At 51.1% G+C, this 13,976-nt stretch carries 12 protein-coding genes; 8 read left to right on the top strand and 4 right to left on the bottom strand.

The annotated features are described in order from the left end of the window. Positions 1-24: 24 nt before the first annotated feature. The gene (gene ispG / locus ACJMNB_RS09910) at positions 25-1,764 is read left to right on the top strand and encodes a (E)-4-hydroxy-3-methylbut-2-enyl-diphosphate synthase (RefSeq protein WP_405341975.1); all 1,740 of its coding nucleotides are present in this window, start codon (positions 25-27) and stop codon (positions 1,762-1,764) included. 42 nt (positions 1,765-1,806) lie between these two features. Next, positions 1,807-2,973, top strand: a complete 1,167-nt coding sequence (locus ACJMNB_RS09905; protein ID WP_405341973.1) for a phosphoglycerate dehydrogenase — start codon at positions 1,807-1,809, stop codon at positions 2,971-2,973. Between the two features lie 118 nt (positions 2,974-3,091). Here ACJMNB_RS09905 and ACJMNB_RS09900 read toward each other — a convergent pair whose 3' ends face one another. After that, a complete protein-coding gene (locus ACJMNB_RS09900; protein WP_405341971.1) occupies positions 3,092-3,904 on the bottom strand; it encodes a prepilin-type N-terminal cleavage/methylation domain-containing protein in 813 nt (270 codons plus the stop codon). A gap of 68 nt (positions 3,905-3,972) precedes the next feature. On the opposite strand from ACJMNB_RS09900, the gene ACJMNB_RS09895 reads away from it, so the two are divergent. After that, positions 3,973-5,172, top strand: a complete 1,200-nt coding sequence (locus ACJMNB_RS09895; RefSeq protein ID WP_405341969.1) for a cation:proton antiporter — start codon at positions 3,973-3,975, stop codon at positions 5,170-5,172. Here the strand turns inward: ACJMNB_RS09895 and ACJMNB_RS09890 are convergent. Both ACJMNB_RS09890 and ACJMNB_RS09885 read right to left on the bottom strand, forming a co-directional pair. Beyond that, on the bottom strand, positions 5,169-6,092 hold the full coding sequence (locus tag ACJMNB_RS09890) for a tRNA-dihydrouridine synthase family protein (RefSeq protein ID WP_405341967.1): 924 nt from the start codon (positions 6,090-6,092) through the stop codon (positions 5,169-5,171). The two genes, ACJMNB_RS09895 and ACJMNB_RS09890, sit on opposite strands and share 4 nt — an antisense overlap. Positions 6,093-6,094: 2 nt before the next feature. Beyond that, positions 6,095-7,126 carry a peptidoglycan DD-metalloendopeptidase family protein gene (locus ACJMNB_RS09885; RefSeq protein WP_405341965.1) on the bottom strand — a complete coding sequence of 344 codons (1,032 nt, stop codon included), beginning with the start codon at positions 7,124-7,126 and terminating at the stop codon, positions 6,095-6,097. Between the two features lie 209 nt (positions 7,127-7,335). On the opposite strand from ACJMNB_RS09885, the gene ACJMNB_RS09880 reads away from it, so the two are divergent. The 5 genes from ACJMNB_RS09880 (at position 7,336) to ACJMNB_RS09860 (ending at position 12,404) form a co-directional block, all read left to right on the top strand. Beyond that, on the top strand, positions 7,336-8,748 hold the full coding sequence (locus tag ACJMNB_RS09880) for a glycine--tRNA ligase (RefSeq protein WP_405341963.1): 1,413 nt from the start codon (positions 7,336-7,338) through the stop codon (positions 8,746-8,748). 69 nt (positions 8,749-8,817) lie between these two features. Beyond that, the gene (locus ACJMNB_RS09875; RefSeq protein WP_405341961.1) at positions 8,818-9,525 is read left to right on the top strand and encodes a hypothetical protein; all 708 of its coding nucleotides are present in this window, start codon (positions 8,818-8,820) and stop codon (positions 9,523-9,525) included. Positions 9,526-9,588: 63 nt separating this feature from the next. Continuing rightward, positions 9,589-10,395 (top strand): FISUMP domain-containing protein, encoded by an 807-nt coding sequence (locus ACJMNB_RS09870; RefSeq protein WP_405341959.1) that lies wholly within the window; start codon positions 9,589-9,591, stop codon positions 10,393-10,395. Then, complete coding sequence (locus tag ACJMNB_RS09865) at positions 10,396-11,208, top strand: hypothetical protein (RefSeq protein WP_405341957.1); 813 nt, start codon at positions 10,396-10,398, stop codon at positions 11,206-11,208. It abuts the gene before it with no gap. Between the two features lie 2 nt (positions 11,209-11,210). Further along, positions 11,211-12,404 carry a hypothetical protein gene (locus ACJMNB_RS09860; protein WP_405341955.1) on the top strand — a complete coding sequence of 398 codons (1,194 nt, stop codon included), beginning with the start codon at positions 11,211-11,213 and terminating at the stop codon, positions 12,402-12,404. Between the two features lie 55 nt (positions 12,405-12,459). On the opposite strand, the gene argH is transcribed toward ACJMNB_RS09860, so the two are convergent. Beyond that, entirely contained in the window at positions 12,460-13,884 is a 1,425-nt protein-coding gene (gene argH, locus ACJMNB_RS09855; protein WP_405341953.1) for an argininosuccinate lyase, read from the bottom strand. Positions 13,885-13,976 lie beyond the last annotated feature (92 nt).

Below are 13,976 nucleotides of genomic sequence, written 5' to 3'. Positions count from 1 at the left end.
GAGTTTTTTGCTATCTTTGGCGGCATGACGAAGTTTAGCGAATTCCCCTATGTTGCCGACCGCTTCAATGCAGTCCGCAGGGAAACTGTACAAGTCCGCGTTGGCGGCGCACTTATCGGGGGCAATGCCCCCATTTTAGTTCAGTCCATGACCACCACCAAGCCCAAGGACGTGGAAAAAACGGTGGCCGAAACTTTGGCTCTTGCCAAGGTGGGTTGCGGTCTGGTTCGCATTACCGCTCCGACTTTTGCTGACGCTGCTGCGCTCGAAGAAGTGATGAAGCAGGTTCGCGCTGCCGGTTGCACCGTTCCGGTTTCTGCCGATATTCACTTCCAGCCCAAGGCCGCTTTCGAAGCCCTGAAGTGGGTCGAAAAGGTCCGCATCAATCCGGGTAACTTTGTGGATACCGGAATTTTGACGCTTGACCAGCAGACGGACAAGTCTTTCGAAGAAGGCAAGGAAAAGGTGGCCGAAGCCTTTACGCCGTTTGTGCAAGAGGCTAAGCGCTTGGGCCGTGCTATCCGTATTGGCGTGAACCACGGTTCGCTCTCGGCCCGTATGATTTACCGTTATGGCGACACCGTGGAAGGCATGGTGGAAAGCGCCATGGAATATTTGGCCGTGTGCGAAGCGGAACATTTCGACCAGGTGGTTTTGAGCTTGAAGAGCAGCAATCCCCGTGTGGCCATTGCTGCTTACCGCATGCTCGCCGCCCGCATTAAGCAGGAAGGCTTTAAGCCCTATCCGTTCCACGTGGGCGTGACTGAAGCTGGCGCGGGTGCCGACGGCCGCTTGAAGTCGGCTGCAGGCATCGGCGCTCTGTTGTTGGATGGCTTGGCCGATACCATTCGCGTGTCCTTGACCGAAGATCCGGTGGCGGAAGTCCCGGTGGCTCAGGAACTCATCAAGGCCTGCGCTTTGCCTGCAAAGCCGGTGAGCTATGCAGTGCCGGTTCTTGAAAAGGATCCGTATCATTACGAACGCCGCGAGACTGAAGTCGTGAAGGTGTCGGGCGTTGAAATCGGTGGTTCTAACCCGGTCAAGGTCGGCGTGAAGGCCGATGCGATTGCACTCACCGGCGAACGCCGCAATGCTGAATTTGCTCTCCCGAGCTTGAGCGAAAAGCCGGTGGTTGAATTCAAGGATGCCATGGATATCGCGGGCTTTGCCCAGAATCCCTCTGCCGTACCCGCCGGTTCCGTGTTCTGCTATACGGGAGCCGAGATGGTCTCTGGCGTTCGCGCCCTTGCGGCAGCTTTGGAAGCTGCCGGTCGCAAAGACCCGATTCTGCTTTACGCCAAGATTGGAGACACCGAAAAGGAAACGCTCCGCGTCTCTGCCGACATCGGAAGCCTGGTGACGGACGGTCTTGGCGATGCCGTCGTAATCGACGGCTACAAGGGCGCCAAGGAAAGCGTTCTTCTGGCTTTTGATATTCTGCAGGCAGCCTACTGCCGCCGCAGCAAGACCAACTTTATCAGCTGCCCCAGCTGCGGCCGCACCCTCTACGACATTCAGCAAGTGATGGGCAAGATCAAGGCCCGCTTCGGACACCTCTCGGACATTTCCATCGGCATCATGGGCTGCATCGTGAACGGCCCGGGCGAAATGGCTGACGCCGACTTCGGCTACGTGGGCGGTGGCCCCGGCCGCATTACCCTGTTCGAAGGCAAGACTGCGGTCAAGAAGAACATCCCCGAAGAGGACGCCATCGAGGAATTGGTGAACCTCATCAAGGATCGCGGCCGTTGGGTTGAACCGTAACGCACCACACAAAAGTTTTAACAATTAACAAAGGATAATATCATGGCAACTATTAAGACGATGAACAATATTTCCAAGAAAGGCCTGAGCCTGTTTGGCTCGTTCTACCAGGTTTCCGACTCCGTCGAAAATCCGGATGCCATCTTGGTGCGTTCCGCCCAGGTTGATACCGACAACTTTGACGGCCTGCTGGCTGTCGCCCGCGCCGGCGCTGGCGTGAACAACATCACCATTGACAAGGCTTCTGCTAAGGGCATCTGCGTGTTCAATACTCCGGGTGCAAACGCCAACGCCGTTGCCGAACTCGTGATGACCGTGCTCGGCATGGCCGTCCGTAACGTGGACAAGGCTGCCGCATGGGTGAAGAACCTCGACACCACCGATCCGGACCTCGCCAAGACTGTCGAAAGCGGCAAGAAGAAGTTCGCCGGTATGGAACTCGCCGGTAAGACTCTCGGCGTGATCGGCCTCGGCAAGATCGGCGTGCTCGTTGCCAACTATGCTCGTTGGAAGAACATGCGCGTGCTCGCTTACGAACCGTATCCGAACGCCGCCAACATGCATGAACTTTCCAACAAGGTTGAAATTGCCGATCTCGACACCGTGATTGCCAACTCTGACTTCCTCACCGTGCACGTTCCGTTCATCAAGGGCGTTACCGAAAACCTCCTCAACCGCAAGAACCTCTCCGGCTTCAAGGGCAGCTACATCCTGAACTTCGCCCGCGGCGGTATCGTGGAAATGGCTCCGGTCAACGAAATGCTCGCCTCCGGTTCCCTCCAGGGCTACCTCTGCGACTTCCCGGATGCAGACCTCATCAAGAACGACAAGGTGACCTGCTTCCCGCACCTCGGTGCATCCACCGAAGAAGCCGAAGAAAACTGCGCCGTGATGGCTGTTGAAGAATTGAAGGACTACATCGAATACGGTTGCGTCCGCAATTCCGTGAACTTCCCGGCTCTCGTTGATCACCCGCATGCAGGTGTGAAGAGCCGCGTCGTGGTCATCAACCAGGACGTTCCGAACATGATTTCTGAAATCACGAAGGTGTTCGGCGCCGAAGGCATCAACATCGCCTCCTTCAGCAACAAGAGCAACGGCAAGATCGGTTACAACCTCGTTGACGTGGAAAGCAAGGTCGATGATTCTATCGTCGAAAAGCTCTCCAAGCTTGACAAGGTCATCAAGGTCCGCGTGATCCATTTCTAGGATTAAGAATAGACCGCTCGGCTCTGTCGCATTCAATAATACTAAAGACGCCTGCTTCATTGCAGGCGTTTTTTATTTGTTGTTGCAACGGCGTTGCGGTAGCGAGTGTGCTTGGCTATTAGTATTGGTAATCGGCGCAGCCTATGTCTCCATAGGTCGAAAAGCAGACTCCGTTATCCGATAAAAGCGCTCCGCCTTTTCCATTGGATCTGTTGCGCATTTTAGCACCGGCAGGAAGCAAGGCCACTTCTACAGAGTTACTCGTCGAATCCATTTGGCTCCATTGGAAACTCATTGTCAGACGATAGTTTGTTTTGTTGCTGCCCTGAGATGTTATCCCTGACAAACCTGCTGATTTTCCACGATTCAACAGATAGCTCATGAATATCTGATCCTTGGGGTAGGTTCGGTAATATGTATCTTTCCCCTGTTGATAGGGAGTAGAATAATAGGTTGCTCCATCGCCCTTTTTATAAGATCCGTTATTTCTTGCAATAAGAATGTCTGCGACTCCGTTAAATCCGGCATCTTTCAATGCGTCATACCAGGTTCCGCTGTCTCCAATTAACTTGCTCATCTCGGAGTCTTTATTGATGCTGGCGTGATTATTCTGTATATTTGTGTTAAGGTCCGGGCGCATTTCTATGACGAACAAGTCGACCCCAGTTTCGCTAGCCAGTTTAGTTTTCAATTTAGAGAGATTGTCCGCAGCCTGTTTTCCTGAGGATACAAAAGAGCTCTTGTACAAGGCCGCATCATTTTCCAGCAGAGCCCTGTTCAAGGCGTCGCGCAGGCAGTACAGCTTCATCAAGTCTGCTTTTTCCTTGGTCTTTTCGGTGTAACCCATTATTTTGGGAACGGCGATTCCCGAGAGTACGCCGAGGACAACGATGACCACCATAACTTCGATTAATGAAAAACCGCGTTTCATTTTGTATTTTCTCGTTCTTATGCCAAAATATAGTTGATTTTCTATTTTTGGCACTGAATTTTTGCATTATGTTGACTTCTCTCGCACTTATTTTCTTGCTGGGGTTACTTTTAGGCTCGATTTTCGTCAAGCTTAAGCTTCCGAGCATCCTCGGAATGATTCTGACCGGGATAATTCTCGGACCCCATGCCCTGAACCTGCTTCGGCCGGCTTTTTTGGATATTTCGGCAGATTTGAGGCAATTGGCTCTGGTTATTATCTTGACAAGGGCGGGGCTTACGCTGGATATGCGGGAATTCAAGCGGATTGGCCGTTCTGCCTTGATGATGTGCTTTGTTCCAGCTTCAGTCGAGATTGTGGGTGTGGTGCTTTTGGCACCGCCGTTGATGGGGGTGACTTACTGGGAGGCTGCCCTTATGGGTTCGGCCATTGCGGCGGTGTCGCCGGCGGTGGTGGTACCCCGAATGCTCAAGATGCGTGAAGAAAATCGCGGCGTGAAGCGGGGGATCCCCCAGATGCTGTTGGCGGGAGCCTCTTTGGATGACGTGTATGTGCTGGTGACTTTTGCTGCATTCCTGGCCCTGTTGAAGGGGGAGAGCGTCTCGGCGACCAGCTTTCTTTCGGTGCCGGTTTCCATTACCCTCGGTGCGGCGGTGGGGGTGGCCTGCGGTTTTGCCTTGGTGTGGTTCTTTAAGCACAAGCACATGCGCGATACGGTGAAGGTGCTGATTATTTTGAGTTTCGCCTTCTTGCTGAACGAACTGGAACATGATATTAGCCATGTGGTGCCCTTTAGCGGCATGATTGCTGTGGTGGCCATTGCGGCCTGCATTTACGGGAAACACCCGGAACTAGCCAAGCGCATTAGCGGCAAGTTCACCAAGTTCTGGGTGGCCGCTGAAATCATCTTGTTTGTGCTGGTGGGTAGTGCCCTGGATGTGGCCTATGCCTTTACGGCGGGAATCGGAGCCATCTTTGTGGTGCTGGGGGCCATGTTCTTTAGAATGGCGGGCGTGGCCATTTGCATGTGGCGCACTCCGCTGAATTACAAGGAACGCCTGTTTTGCATGCTGGCCTACGTGCCTAAGGCCACGGTGCAGGCGGCTATTGGCGGTGTTCCCTTAAGCTTTGGACTTGCCTGCGGCAATAATGTGCTGACGCTGGCGGCCGTGGCGATTATGGTAACGGCTCCGCTTGGTGCTCTCTTTATCGATAGGACCTACAGACGCTTGGTGCCCGTCGATTCGGTAAATGGCGAGAACGGTTAGGCGAGTTCGTTGACCGAATCCATGTATTCTTTGAGGGTCTTGGACTTCTCGATTTTCTTGCGGATTTTTTTCGGGAGGTCCGCGTATGTCCAGAAGGGGCGGATTTTGTCTAGAATTTGGGCGTTGCCCTGTAAGCGGCGGGCGTAGTCGGCCGCGACGTCGGCGTGGATTTTGAGCAAGGTTTCTATCGCGGTTCTGCAGGGGAGTCCGGCGTACTGGGCGGCTAGAACCGGGTTGGCGAGGAGGCCCCTGCCGATCATGATTCCCGCAAGCTTCGGGTAGCGGGTTTCGATGTATTGAATTTCTTTAAGGTCAGTGATGCCGCCGTTAAAAATCAGCGGATGCTTGCATTCTTGGTAGAATGTGTCAAAGGCCTCGAAGTTAAGTGCACCCTTGTACTGTTGGATTCCAACCCTGGGGTGGAGAGTGATGTGGGCGAGAGAAGCTTCGTTTAAAAGCGGTAGCAGATGCATGCTTTCGTCTGGGGATTCTAGTCCAAGGCGCATCTTGATGCTGAACTTGAGGCCTTCGCTTGTAGAGTCTGCTTGGCTTAATTGGCTTACGGCGCCTAGAATCTCGCGGACTTTTTCGACATGGGGAAGTATTCCGGAGCCGCGGCCCGACTTGGTTTGCATGGGGTAGGGGCAACCCATGTTGATGTCGATTTCTTTAAAGCCGAGGTCAGTAACGGCTTTGGTCAAGGTGTTGAATTCATCGACATCGCGTACGATGATTTGCGGGATAAGGTGGTAGGGGTGGTCTGCTTCGAGGTCGCGTAAATCTTTAGCGCGGACTTCGCCTTTTTCTAACCTAAGGAACGGGGTGTAGTAGGTATGGATACCAGGGGCGAATTTGCTGTGGGCTAGGCGGTAAGCCGATTCGGTAAATCCCTGGAGTGGGGCGAAGTGGATGGGGAGCATGGTTACGAGCAGCGCAAGACTTGGCCCGGGCGAATCATGTTGCCCTTGATGCCGTTGAGTTGCTTGAGGCGCGTAATCGAAATGCCGTACTTGCGGGCGATTTTTCCGAGGCAGTCGCCGCGGCGCACCTTGTAGTAGCGGTGCTTGGCCAGCTCTTTCTGGTATTCATCTTCTACAGCCAACAACTGTTGCGGTTCAAGTGTAATGAGGGCGCTCTGGAAGGTGCCTTCTTCGAAATTGAAAATGGTGGCCGGATCGATGTGGGTGCCGTGGTACTTCATTTCGAAATGAAGATGGGCGCCGAAGGAACGGCCCGTGTTGCCACCTACGCCGATAGTGTCGCCGGCTTGAAGGGTGTCGCCTACGTTTACCTGCCAACTGGCCAGGTGGGCGTACAATGTGGTGAGTCCGTTGCCGTGGTCGATAATGACATACTTGCCGTAACCCTTGCGACGGCCTTGGTTGCGGACTTTGGAAACTACGCCTGCAAAAGCGGCTACGATGGTACGGTCTTCACCGTGGCAGAGTCCCATGTCGACGCCGCGGTGCATGCGGTAGGTGCGAATGCCGTAGGGGGCAGAAATGCGTCTGCTTGCCGTGGGCACAAAGGCGGTGGTCATGTCGAGGGTCAATTTCTGGAGACCGTCAACGGAGTCGGGGGCAGCTTCGGCCATGTCGGCGTCCAGTTCTGCGTCCGCTTCTTCCTGGCTCATTTCGCTAGCGCTGTCGGTGCTGTCTGTATCTGATTCGGAATCATTTGCTGCGGCAACCATGTCGCTGTTTTCGGTTTCGGTAGCTTCGGAGCTATCAATTTCGGAGTCTGCGGCAGCAACATCGTTTGCGCCTGTTTCCGTATTGCCGGCGTCGGCTTCGTCGATAATGGGGTTCCCTGTAAATTCGCTTTCCGTTTCGGATGGGGGCAGAATTTGAGCTTCCGGCTCTGCACTGGGCTGTACTTGTTGGGCCGTATTATTGTTGCCGGCACATGCTGAAAAAAGTAAAACAGATAACAGTAGAAAACCAAACATTCTCATAGATTTTAGCAATATAATATATTTCTCTGACTTTTAAAACTTTTATTTTCCTTGCACACGCGGGTGTGTAAGGTGTTCTAAACAAACATGGATTTTTTGGGATATTTGGCCATGTCAACTATGTATATTTTTCTATTTTTACGCCCCGTCAGGGCCTATCATCCAGGTAGGTTCCTAGTCCGGCTAGATTAGCCGATAAAGGATATAAAATGGCAAAGAAAGTCCAGGATGCCCTCAAGGACATCATCTCCCTCTGCAAGCGCCGCGGATTCATTTTCCCGGGCTCTGAAATTTACGATGGCCTCGCCAATACTTGGGACTACGGTCCGTATGGCGTGGAACTCAAGCGCAACATCAAGAACCTCTGGTGGAAGAAGTTCGTGACCAGCCGTCAGGATGTGCTCGGTCTCGACAGCTCCATTCTTTTGAACCCCCGCGTATGGAAGGCTTCTGGCCACGTGGGTAACTTCTCTGACCCGCTGGTGGACTGCCTTGCTTGCCACGAACGTTTCCGCGCTGACCAGCTCCTCGAAGAAAAGCTCGGCGAAGGCTGCTGCGCCGGTAAGAATTTTGACGAAGTCCACCAGATGATGATGGACAACAAGATCGAATGCCCGACTTGCGGCAAGACCGACTGGACCAAGCCCCGTGCTTTCAACCTGATGTTCCAGACCGAAATCGGTGTGATCGAAGGCGAAGGCAACAAGGTGTACCTCCGTCCGGAAACCGCCCAGGGTATCTTCGTTGACTTCAAGAACATTGTCGACAACGTCCGCCCGCGCATCCCGTTCGGTGTTGGCCAGATTGGTAAGTCTTTCCGTAACGAAATCACTCCGGGTAACTTCATCTTCCGTACTCGCGAATTCGAACAGATGGAACTCGAATTCTTCTGCGAACCGGGTACCGAACTTGACTGGTACAACTTCTGGCGTAAGTACTGCTTCGACTGGCTCGTGAACGACCTCGGCGTGAACAAGGAAAAGCTCCGCCTCCGCGAACATGCCAAGGAAGAACTTTCTCACTACAGTAACGGTACCACCGACGTGGAATACGAATTCCCGTTCGGTTGGGGCGAACTCTGGGGTATCGCCAGCCGTACGAACTACGACTTGACGCAGCACCAGAACGAATCCAAGGTCAAGCAGGAATACATCGACCCGGTTCAGAACAAGCGCTACATCCCGTACGTTGTTGAACCGTCTCTCGGTGTGGAACGTTTGCTCCTCGTGCTCCTCTGCGACGCCTATGACGTTGAAAAGCTCGAAAACGACGAACGTACCGTTCTCCACTTCGACCCGAAGATTGCTCCGGTGAAGGTTGCCGTTCTTCCGTTGGTGAAGAAGGGCCAGGTGAAGGCCAAGGCCGAAGAACTCTACCAGAAGCTCCTCAACCGCTGGAACGTGGAATACGACGAAACGCAGTCCATCGGTAAGCGCTACCGCCGTCAGGACGAACTCGGCACGCCGTTCTGCGTGACCGTCGACTTCGACACCGTTGGTGAAGGTGAATCCGATCCGGCAAAGCTCGGCTTCGTGACCGTCCGCGAACGCGACTCCATGAAGCAGGAACTGGTGAAGATCGACGAACTCGAAGCTTACCTGTCCGCTAAGCTCGGCTGTTAATCCGGCGTTTTTAGCCATTCGTCTAATAGGGAATCCGCAATCGGGTTCCCTATTATATATTTATGCCTGATGATTCAGGACAAACTTAAACGTCTACTGTTTTTTATTTTGGTTGCATCGACCTGTCTGTGGGCCGAACCTGCAAATACACCCGGGAATTGTTCTTCTGATAGCGATGAATACTATTGGTGTGATTTAGCAGTGTTCTTTGGCTCGTGGGTGGGAACCACTACGGGTTCTGCGAATAAATATCTTGATGTGAGGTTGGGAGCCCCGTTTATTCTTGACTTTGAATTGCAACTTTCACGAGTGGCTGTTGGATTCTACTACGGTTTTGGGTTAATACATAGTATGCCCTATCTCTACGACGGGGTGGCCCTTACGGAGGATGATCGCGATAACGAAGAAACTGACGAATCCATGGGGATTACTTTGGGTTATGCTGTATTTACTACACCTTATTTGGAACTACAGCCTTTTGTTGGTTTTGGTGGAAATTACTTTAATAACGGTCTTGACGATATGGTTTTCTCTACGTTTGTTACGGGAGGGAATATTGATATCCGCCTAGGAGCGAATCATGTGAAGTCTACCGATGTTGCTTTTGAGTTGGGATTTATGCTTCGTCTTAAGTATATTGCGGAATTTGGGTCGTATTCTGATAAATACTATACCGAGGCGATTGTCGATGGATGGCATCGTAGTGTCGAGGTTAAACAGAAAGGCTACTTCATAAACCACATATTCGCGATAAGTCTCGGTATAGCAATTTGGTAATACGCACTATAAGAATTTGTATAACCGCCGCGATGAATTTGGACGATTTTTATATTTCCGTTTATGAAGTATTTGTATAAAATATTGTTGTTCGCTTTGGTTTTGGCAGGCTGCTATAGCGATAAGGGGTATGAACCCGAGATTGATTATTCTCATGCTGTTCCAAAGTATCGACTTTCTGGACCAAGTGAATTGCCGCTTTGCTCAAAATCGCTGGAAGGCACTGTTATTTACATGAGTAACGATTTGGGTTCGATTTATGCCTGTTCTGACGGGCTCTGGACTAAGATGGCAGAGCTAGGTTATTCTGAAACAAAATATGATGACCTTGAGTATTTCAATGCGGATTCCGTGCGCAAGAGTATTGCTTTAGATGGAAACGATATCCCGCCCCCGGTGTATGACATGATTACGGATGTCCGTGACGGTAAGAATTACAAAATTGTTCGCATTGATGGCGAATGGTGGTTTGCTGAAAATCTCGATTTTGTAACGGGAAAATCGGTTCACTTCGAAGATGACGTCTGCGAAGACAAGTGCGGTGTAGGGTATTATTACGAAGATGCGGTTAATGCTTGCCCCAAGGGATTTCATTTGTCGACAAAAAGCGAGTGGTATGACTTAATTGAGTACGTGGGGGGGGAATCCTATGCCGGAATCGCCTTGAAGGCCGAGGGTGACTACTGGTATGGCGATGCTCGCAATACGGTGGGCTTTTCTGCATTGCCGGTAGACATTGACTATTACAGCGTGAATTGCTATTGGACAGCATCGGATAATGTCCTTTTTGACATCAATGGCTACGAAGTGGAAGAAGGCTCCAATGTGGCTAGCCAGAGAAAGTGTTCTGTGCGTTGCGTGGAGGACTAAGTGAAATTTTTTAAGATTCTTTTGCTGAGCGTTTTCTCGCTAGTTTGGGCTGACGATTACGACGAATTTGAAAAGTCTCTGATGGAAGAGCCTACTGCAACTGTCGCTGCGAAACAGGTTGTTCCGGATAGTTCTGAAGATCATGTTGTGAAAGATACGTCGAAACCCGCCTTTGGTGATGAGAGGTATTGGAAGGAGCGTGCTGCAAATAAAGAAAAGAATATTCAGAAGAAACTGTACACAGGCGGCATCGGATTTGATTTGTATTTGTTTGGTGGCGGAACGGTGTTGAGTGGCTATGAAGATCTTTATCGTAGTGATCTTCTGGAAGGTGACGTGAATCTTGTACACTTTGATTTCTACGTACAATTTAGCAGCCTCGCTGTTTCGATGGGATACCATAACACGGCCCTTGTCGGTATTGAATCTGTTGATTTAACCGTAGGCTATGTCCTTTATGATAGTCGCTATTTGAAATTCCGTCCGTTTGTGGGATTTAGCGGACCCATAAGTAATTTCTCGGCAAAAAAGAAATTTTGTGTAGGCTCCAATGAAATTTCCGAATTTAGTCAATGCTATATAGGTGATGATGAAGAAATATCGCAGGACTTTAACGAAACAGGATGGATACTGGGGGCTAATATCGACTTTAAGTATGCAACGACTTATTTATTCTCTTCGGATATGATTTTTTCCTCGTTCTCGTTGGTGGGCCGGTTTGGAATTTCGAGCATTAATTTGGATGGCGAAGTTATTAATGGATCCGGCTATATGGCGTTCTTCAGTCTTGGACTTGGCTTATATTTGTGGTAGAAATGAAATCGCGCCTGCTTGTATTTGTACTTATTGCCTTGTGTACAGCCTTTGCTGAAGAAGAGGCGGTTCCAAAGAAGGAACTGTTTTCAAGGGCGCGCGATGCTTTAAAAACATCGTTGGAAACGGGCGACAAGGAGCGCGCCGGACAAGCTCTTGGTTACTTGCGGACAAATGTAAGTCAAGGTGCACCTTTGACTCGTTTTGAAGAATATCTTGTGAATATGGAATTAGGCGATTATGAATCGGCTATTCCGATTTATGTGGATTTGCGCCGTAGAAAACTGGATCCTGAATATCGTCGTGAAGAAGAAACTCGCGTACAGGTGGATGATGCCTTGGCGAAATACTTGCAGCGAGACTTGATTCCGCTGACCAAAGACAAGGCGGATTCCATGTATGCACTTGTCGACAAATCGGATGTTCCGGTCGAATCCAAGAAACTTTACTTGAACCTGCTTTATACAGAAATGATGTTCAAGGATTATGATGTCGGAATGGCTTTTATCAATGCGGCAAAGGATTATATGATGTATCATCCGACGTCGCTTTATTCAGAATTTCTTGCTAAGCATAAAACTATATCTGCGGTAGAAAATTTGTGGCGTCGGGAAAGCGAATTCCGGAATGATTCCTTGAAACATAAGTATTATACGGGGGGCGTTGGGGCGCATGTCTATGCTTGGCATGGATTCCTGGGTGGCGATGCGTCGAAGCTTTGGGATGACGAAATGGGCGATGCCTTTATGTTTGACTTGACGATGCGCGTCTGGCGAATCAGCGTGAATGCATTTTGGTCTACGGGGCTTATGATAAAACCCAAAGACGTTTATTCGAGTGGTAAAACAGAAGATGAATCCTATGGACTTACATTTGGTTTTACGGCCTTTGATTCAAGATATTTGCGTATAGAACCCTTTGTGGGGGTTGGCTATACGGTTTATAAATATGCAGGTTTTTCCACAGAGTCTTTTGATAATGTTTTTGGAGGCAATGTTGATTTTCGCTTCTATGCTTCGAGACCGTCGCATATCGGAGAAATGACATATGCTATTGATTTGCGTTTTAAGTATATGGTGCAAATGGGTGAATTTGATGGGGCCTTCGAAACGGGTAATAGCATAGTTGTTGCAGATGGGGGAATATCTGCAAATCGCCATGTATTTGGTATTGGCCTTGGTGTAGAATTGTGGTAAAAGTCATCCTCGCTTTGGCGAGGATGCATACATTTCAAGAAACTTTTGATTTGTTTTACTTCTTAAAAGCCTTGAGGATTGCCGCAGCCTTGGTGAATTGCTGCTTCACGGACTTAGGACCGGTACCACCTTCGATGTTGCGGCGAGAAACGCTGTATTCGAAGGTGAGGGTCTTCTTCATCTGTTTCACATTCGGCACGCCGGCGCTGGCCCAGGCCTCGTCAGAGAGGTCCGTGAATTCGAGGCCTTGGCGGGCGGCTTCGCCGACCAGGCTACCGACCACGTGGTGTGCGTCGCGGAAGGGCACGCCGGATTCCACCAGCAAGTCGGCCAGGTCGGTGGCCAACAGCGCCGGGAGCATCTTGGCATGCATCTTGTCGAAGTTGAAACGAGCGCTTTCCAGAGCTTCCTTCATGACGCGGAGAATCACCTTCACGTTGTGAACGCTGTCAAAGACCGGTTCCTTGTCTTCTTGCAGGTCGCGGCTGTAGCTGAGCGGAGCACCCTTCACCAGGGTGTAGAGGGCGCTGAAGTTACCGAGCATGCGGCCAGACTTACCACGAATCAGTTCCATGGAGTCGGGGTTCTTCTTCTGCGGCATCATGGAGGATCCGCTAGAGAAGGCGTCGTGCAGGGTGAGGTAGCCGAATTCGCTGGTGCTCCAGTTCACGAAGTCTTCGGCGTAACGGCTCATGGTGTTTGCGATAATGGCGAGGTCGGCTTCGAATTCCAGCATCATGTCGCGATGGCTCACGGCATCGATGCTGTTGGGGCTAACGCCCTTAAAGCCCAGTTCCTTGGCCACCAAGGCGCGGTGGTAGGGGAATGCGGAACCAGCCATGGCACCGCTACCCAGCGGAAGTTCGCTGTGGAGTTCCAGGAAGTTGTCGAGACGCTTCACGTCGCGGCTCACGGCAAAGAACATGCTCATCAGGTAATGGCTGAAATAAATCGGCTGTGCCTGCTGCAAGTGAGTGTAGCCCGGCATCATCTTGCCGAAATACTTCTGCGCCAAATCCAGAACCGTTTCCATGAGGGAAACTTCGAGAGCGCGGATCTCGGCGGCGCGGTGACGCATGTAAAGCTTGAAGTCGGTGCAAACCTGGTCGTTACGGCTGCGGCCCGTGTGGATCTTCTTGCCGAGAGCGCCGATGCGTTCGGTGAGCACGCGTTCCACGGCCATGTGGATGTCTTCGTCAGATTCCTTCCACAGGTTCTTGCCTGCCTTGTAGTCCTTGAGGATGCTGGCGAGACCGTCGCAAATCTTCTTGTATTCCGCCTTGCTGAGCACGCCGGATTCCACCAGGCCCTTGCCGTGGCCGATGCTACCTTCGATGTCTTCTTCGATGAGTTCAGCGTCAAACTGCAGGCTAAAGCTCAGGTCCACCATGCTCTGGGCCATGCCACTAGCGAAGCGGCCGGTCCACATGTTGGTCTGGGTGCCTTTCTTTTCAGTTTTCTTTGCGGTTGTCTTTGCCATTTTCAAGTCCTTTTGTTTTTTCGCGCGTAAATTTAGTATAAGGCGAATGCCGCGGCAAAACATTTATGTTTTGACATGGCTGAGCCGAACTA

The sequence above is a fragment of the Fibrobacter sp. genome (assembly GCF_045131395.1).
In the GTDB taxonomy this organism is placed as follows: Bacteria; Fibrobacterota; Fibrobacteria; order Fibrobacterales; family Fibrobacteraceae; genus Fibrobacter.
Note: the sequence above shows the minus strand (reverse complement) of the source record. Positions and strands in the feature narration are given on the sequence as shown.

Excerpts from the sequence above, each read along its gene's own strand:
- ACJMNB_RS09905 (WP_405341973.1), top strand. The coding sequence starts at position 1,807 with ATGGCAACTATTAAGACGATGAACAATATTTCCAAGAAAGGCCTGAGC.
- argH (WP_405341953.1), bottom strand. The coding sequence starts at position 13,884 with ATGGCAAAGACAACCGCAAAGAAAACTGAAAAGAAAGGCACCCAGACC.
- ACJMNB_RS09900 (WP_405341971.1), bottom strand. The coding sequence starts at position 3,904 with ATGAAACGCGGTTTTTCATTAATCGAAGTTATGGTGGTCATCGTTGTC.
- ACJMNB_RS09885 (WP_405341965.1), bottom strand. The coding sequence starts at position 7,126 with ATGAGAATGTTTGGTTTTCTACTGTTATCTGTTTTACTTTTTTCAGCA.
- ACJMNB_RS09890 (WP_405341967.1), bottom strand. The coding sequence starts at position 6,092 with ATGCTCCCCATCCACTTCGCCCCACTCCAGGGATTTACCGAATCGGCT.
- ACJMNB_RS09875 (WP_405341961.1), top strand. The coding sequence starts at position 8,818 with ATGATTCAGGACAAACTTAAACGTCTACTGTTTTTTATTTTGGTTGCA.
- ACJMNB_RS09870 (WP_405341959.1), top strand. The coding sequence starts at position 9,589 with ATGAAGTATTTGTATAAAATATTGTTGTTCGCTTTGGTTTTGGCAGGC.
- ACJMNB_RS09880 (WP_405341963.1), top strand. The coding sequence starts at position 7,336 with ATGGCAAAGAAAGTCCAGGATGCCCTCAAGGACATCATCTCCCTCTGC.
- ACJMNB_RS09860 (WP_405341955.1), top strand. The coding sequence starts at position 11,211 with ATGAAATCGCGCCTGCTTGTATTTGTACTTATTGCCTTGTGTACAGCC.
- ACJMNB_RS09895 (WP_405341969.1), top strand. The coding sequence starts at position 3,973 with ATGTTGACTTCTCTCGCACTTATTTTCTTGCTGGGGTTACTTTTAGGC.
- ispG (WP_405341975.1), top strand. The coding sequence starts at position 25 with ATGACGAAGTTTAGCGAATTCCCCTATGTTGCCGACCGCTTCAATGCA.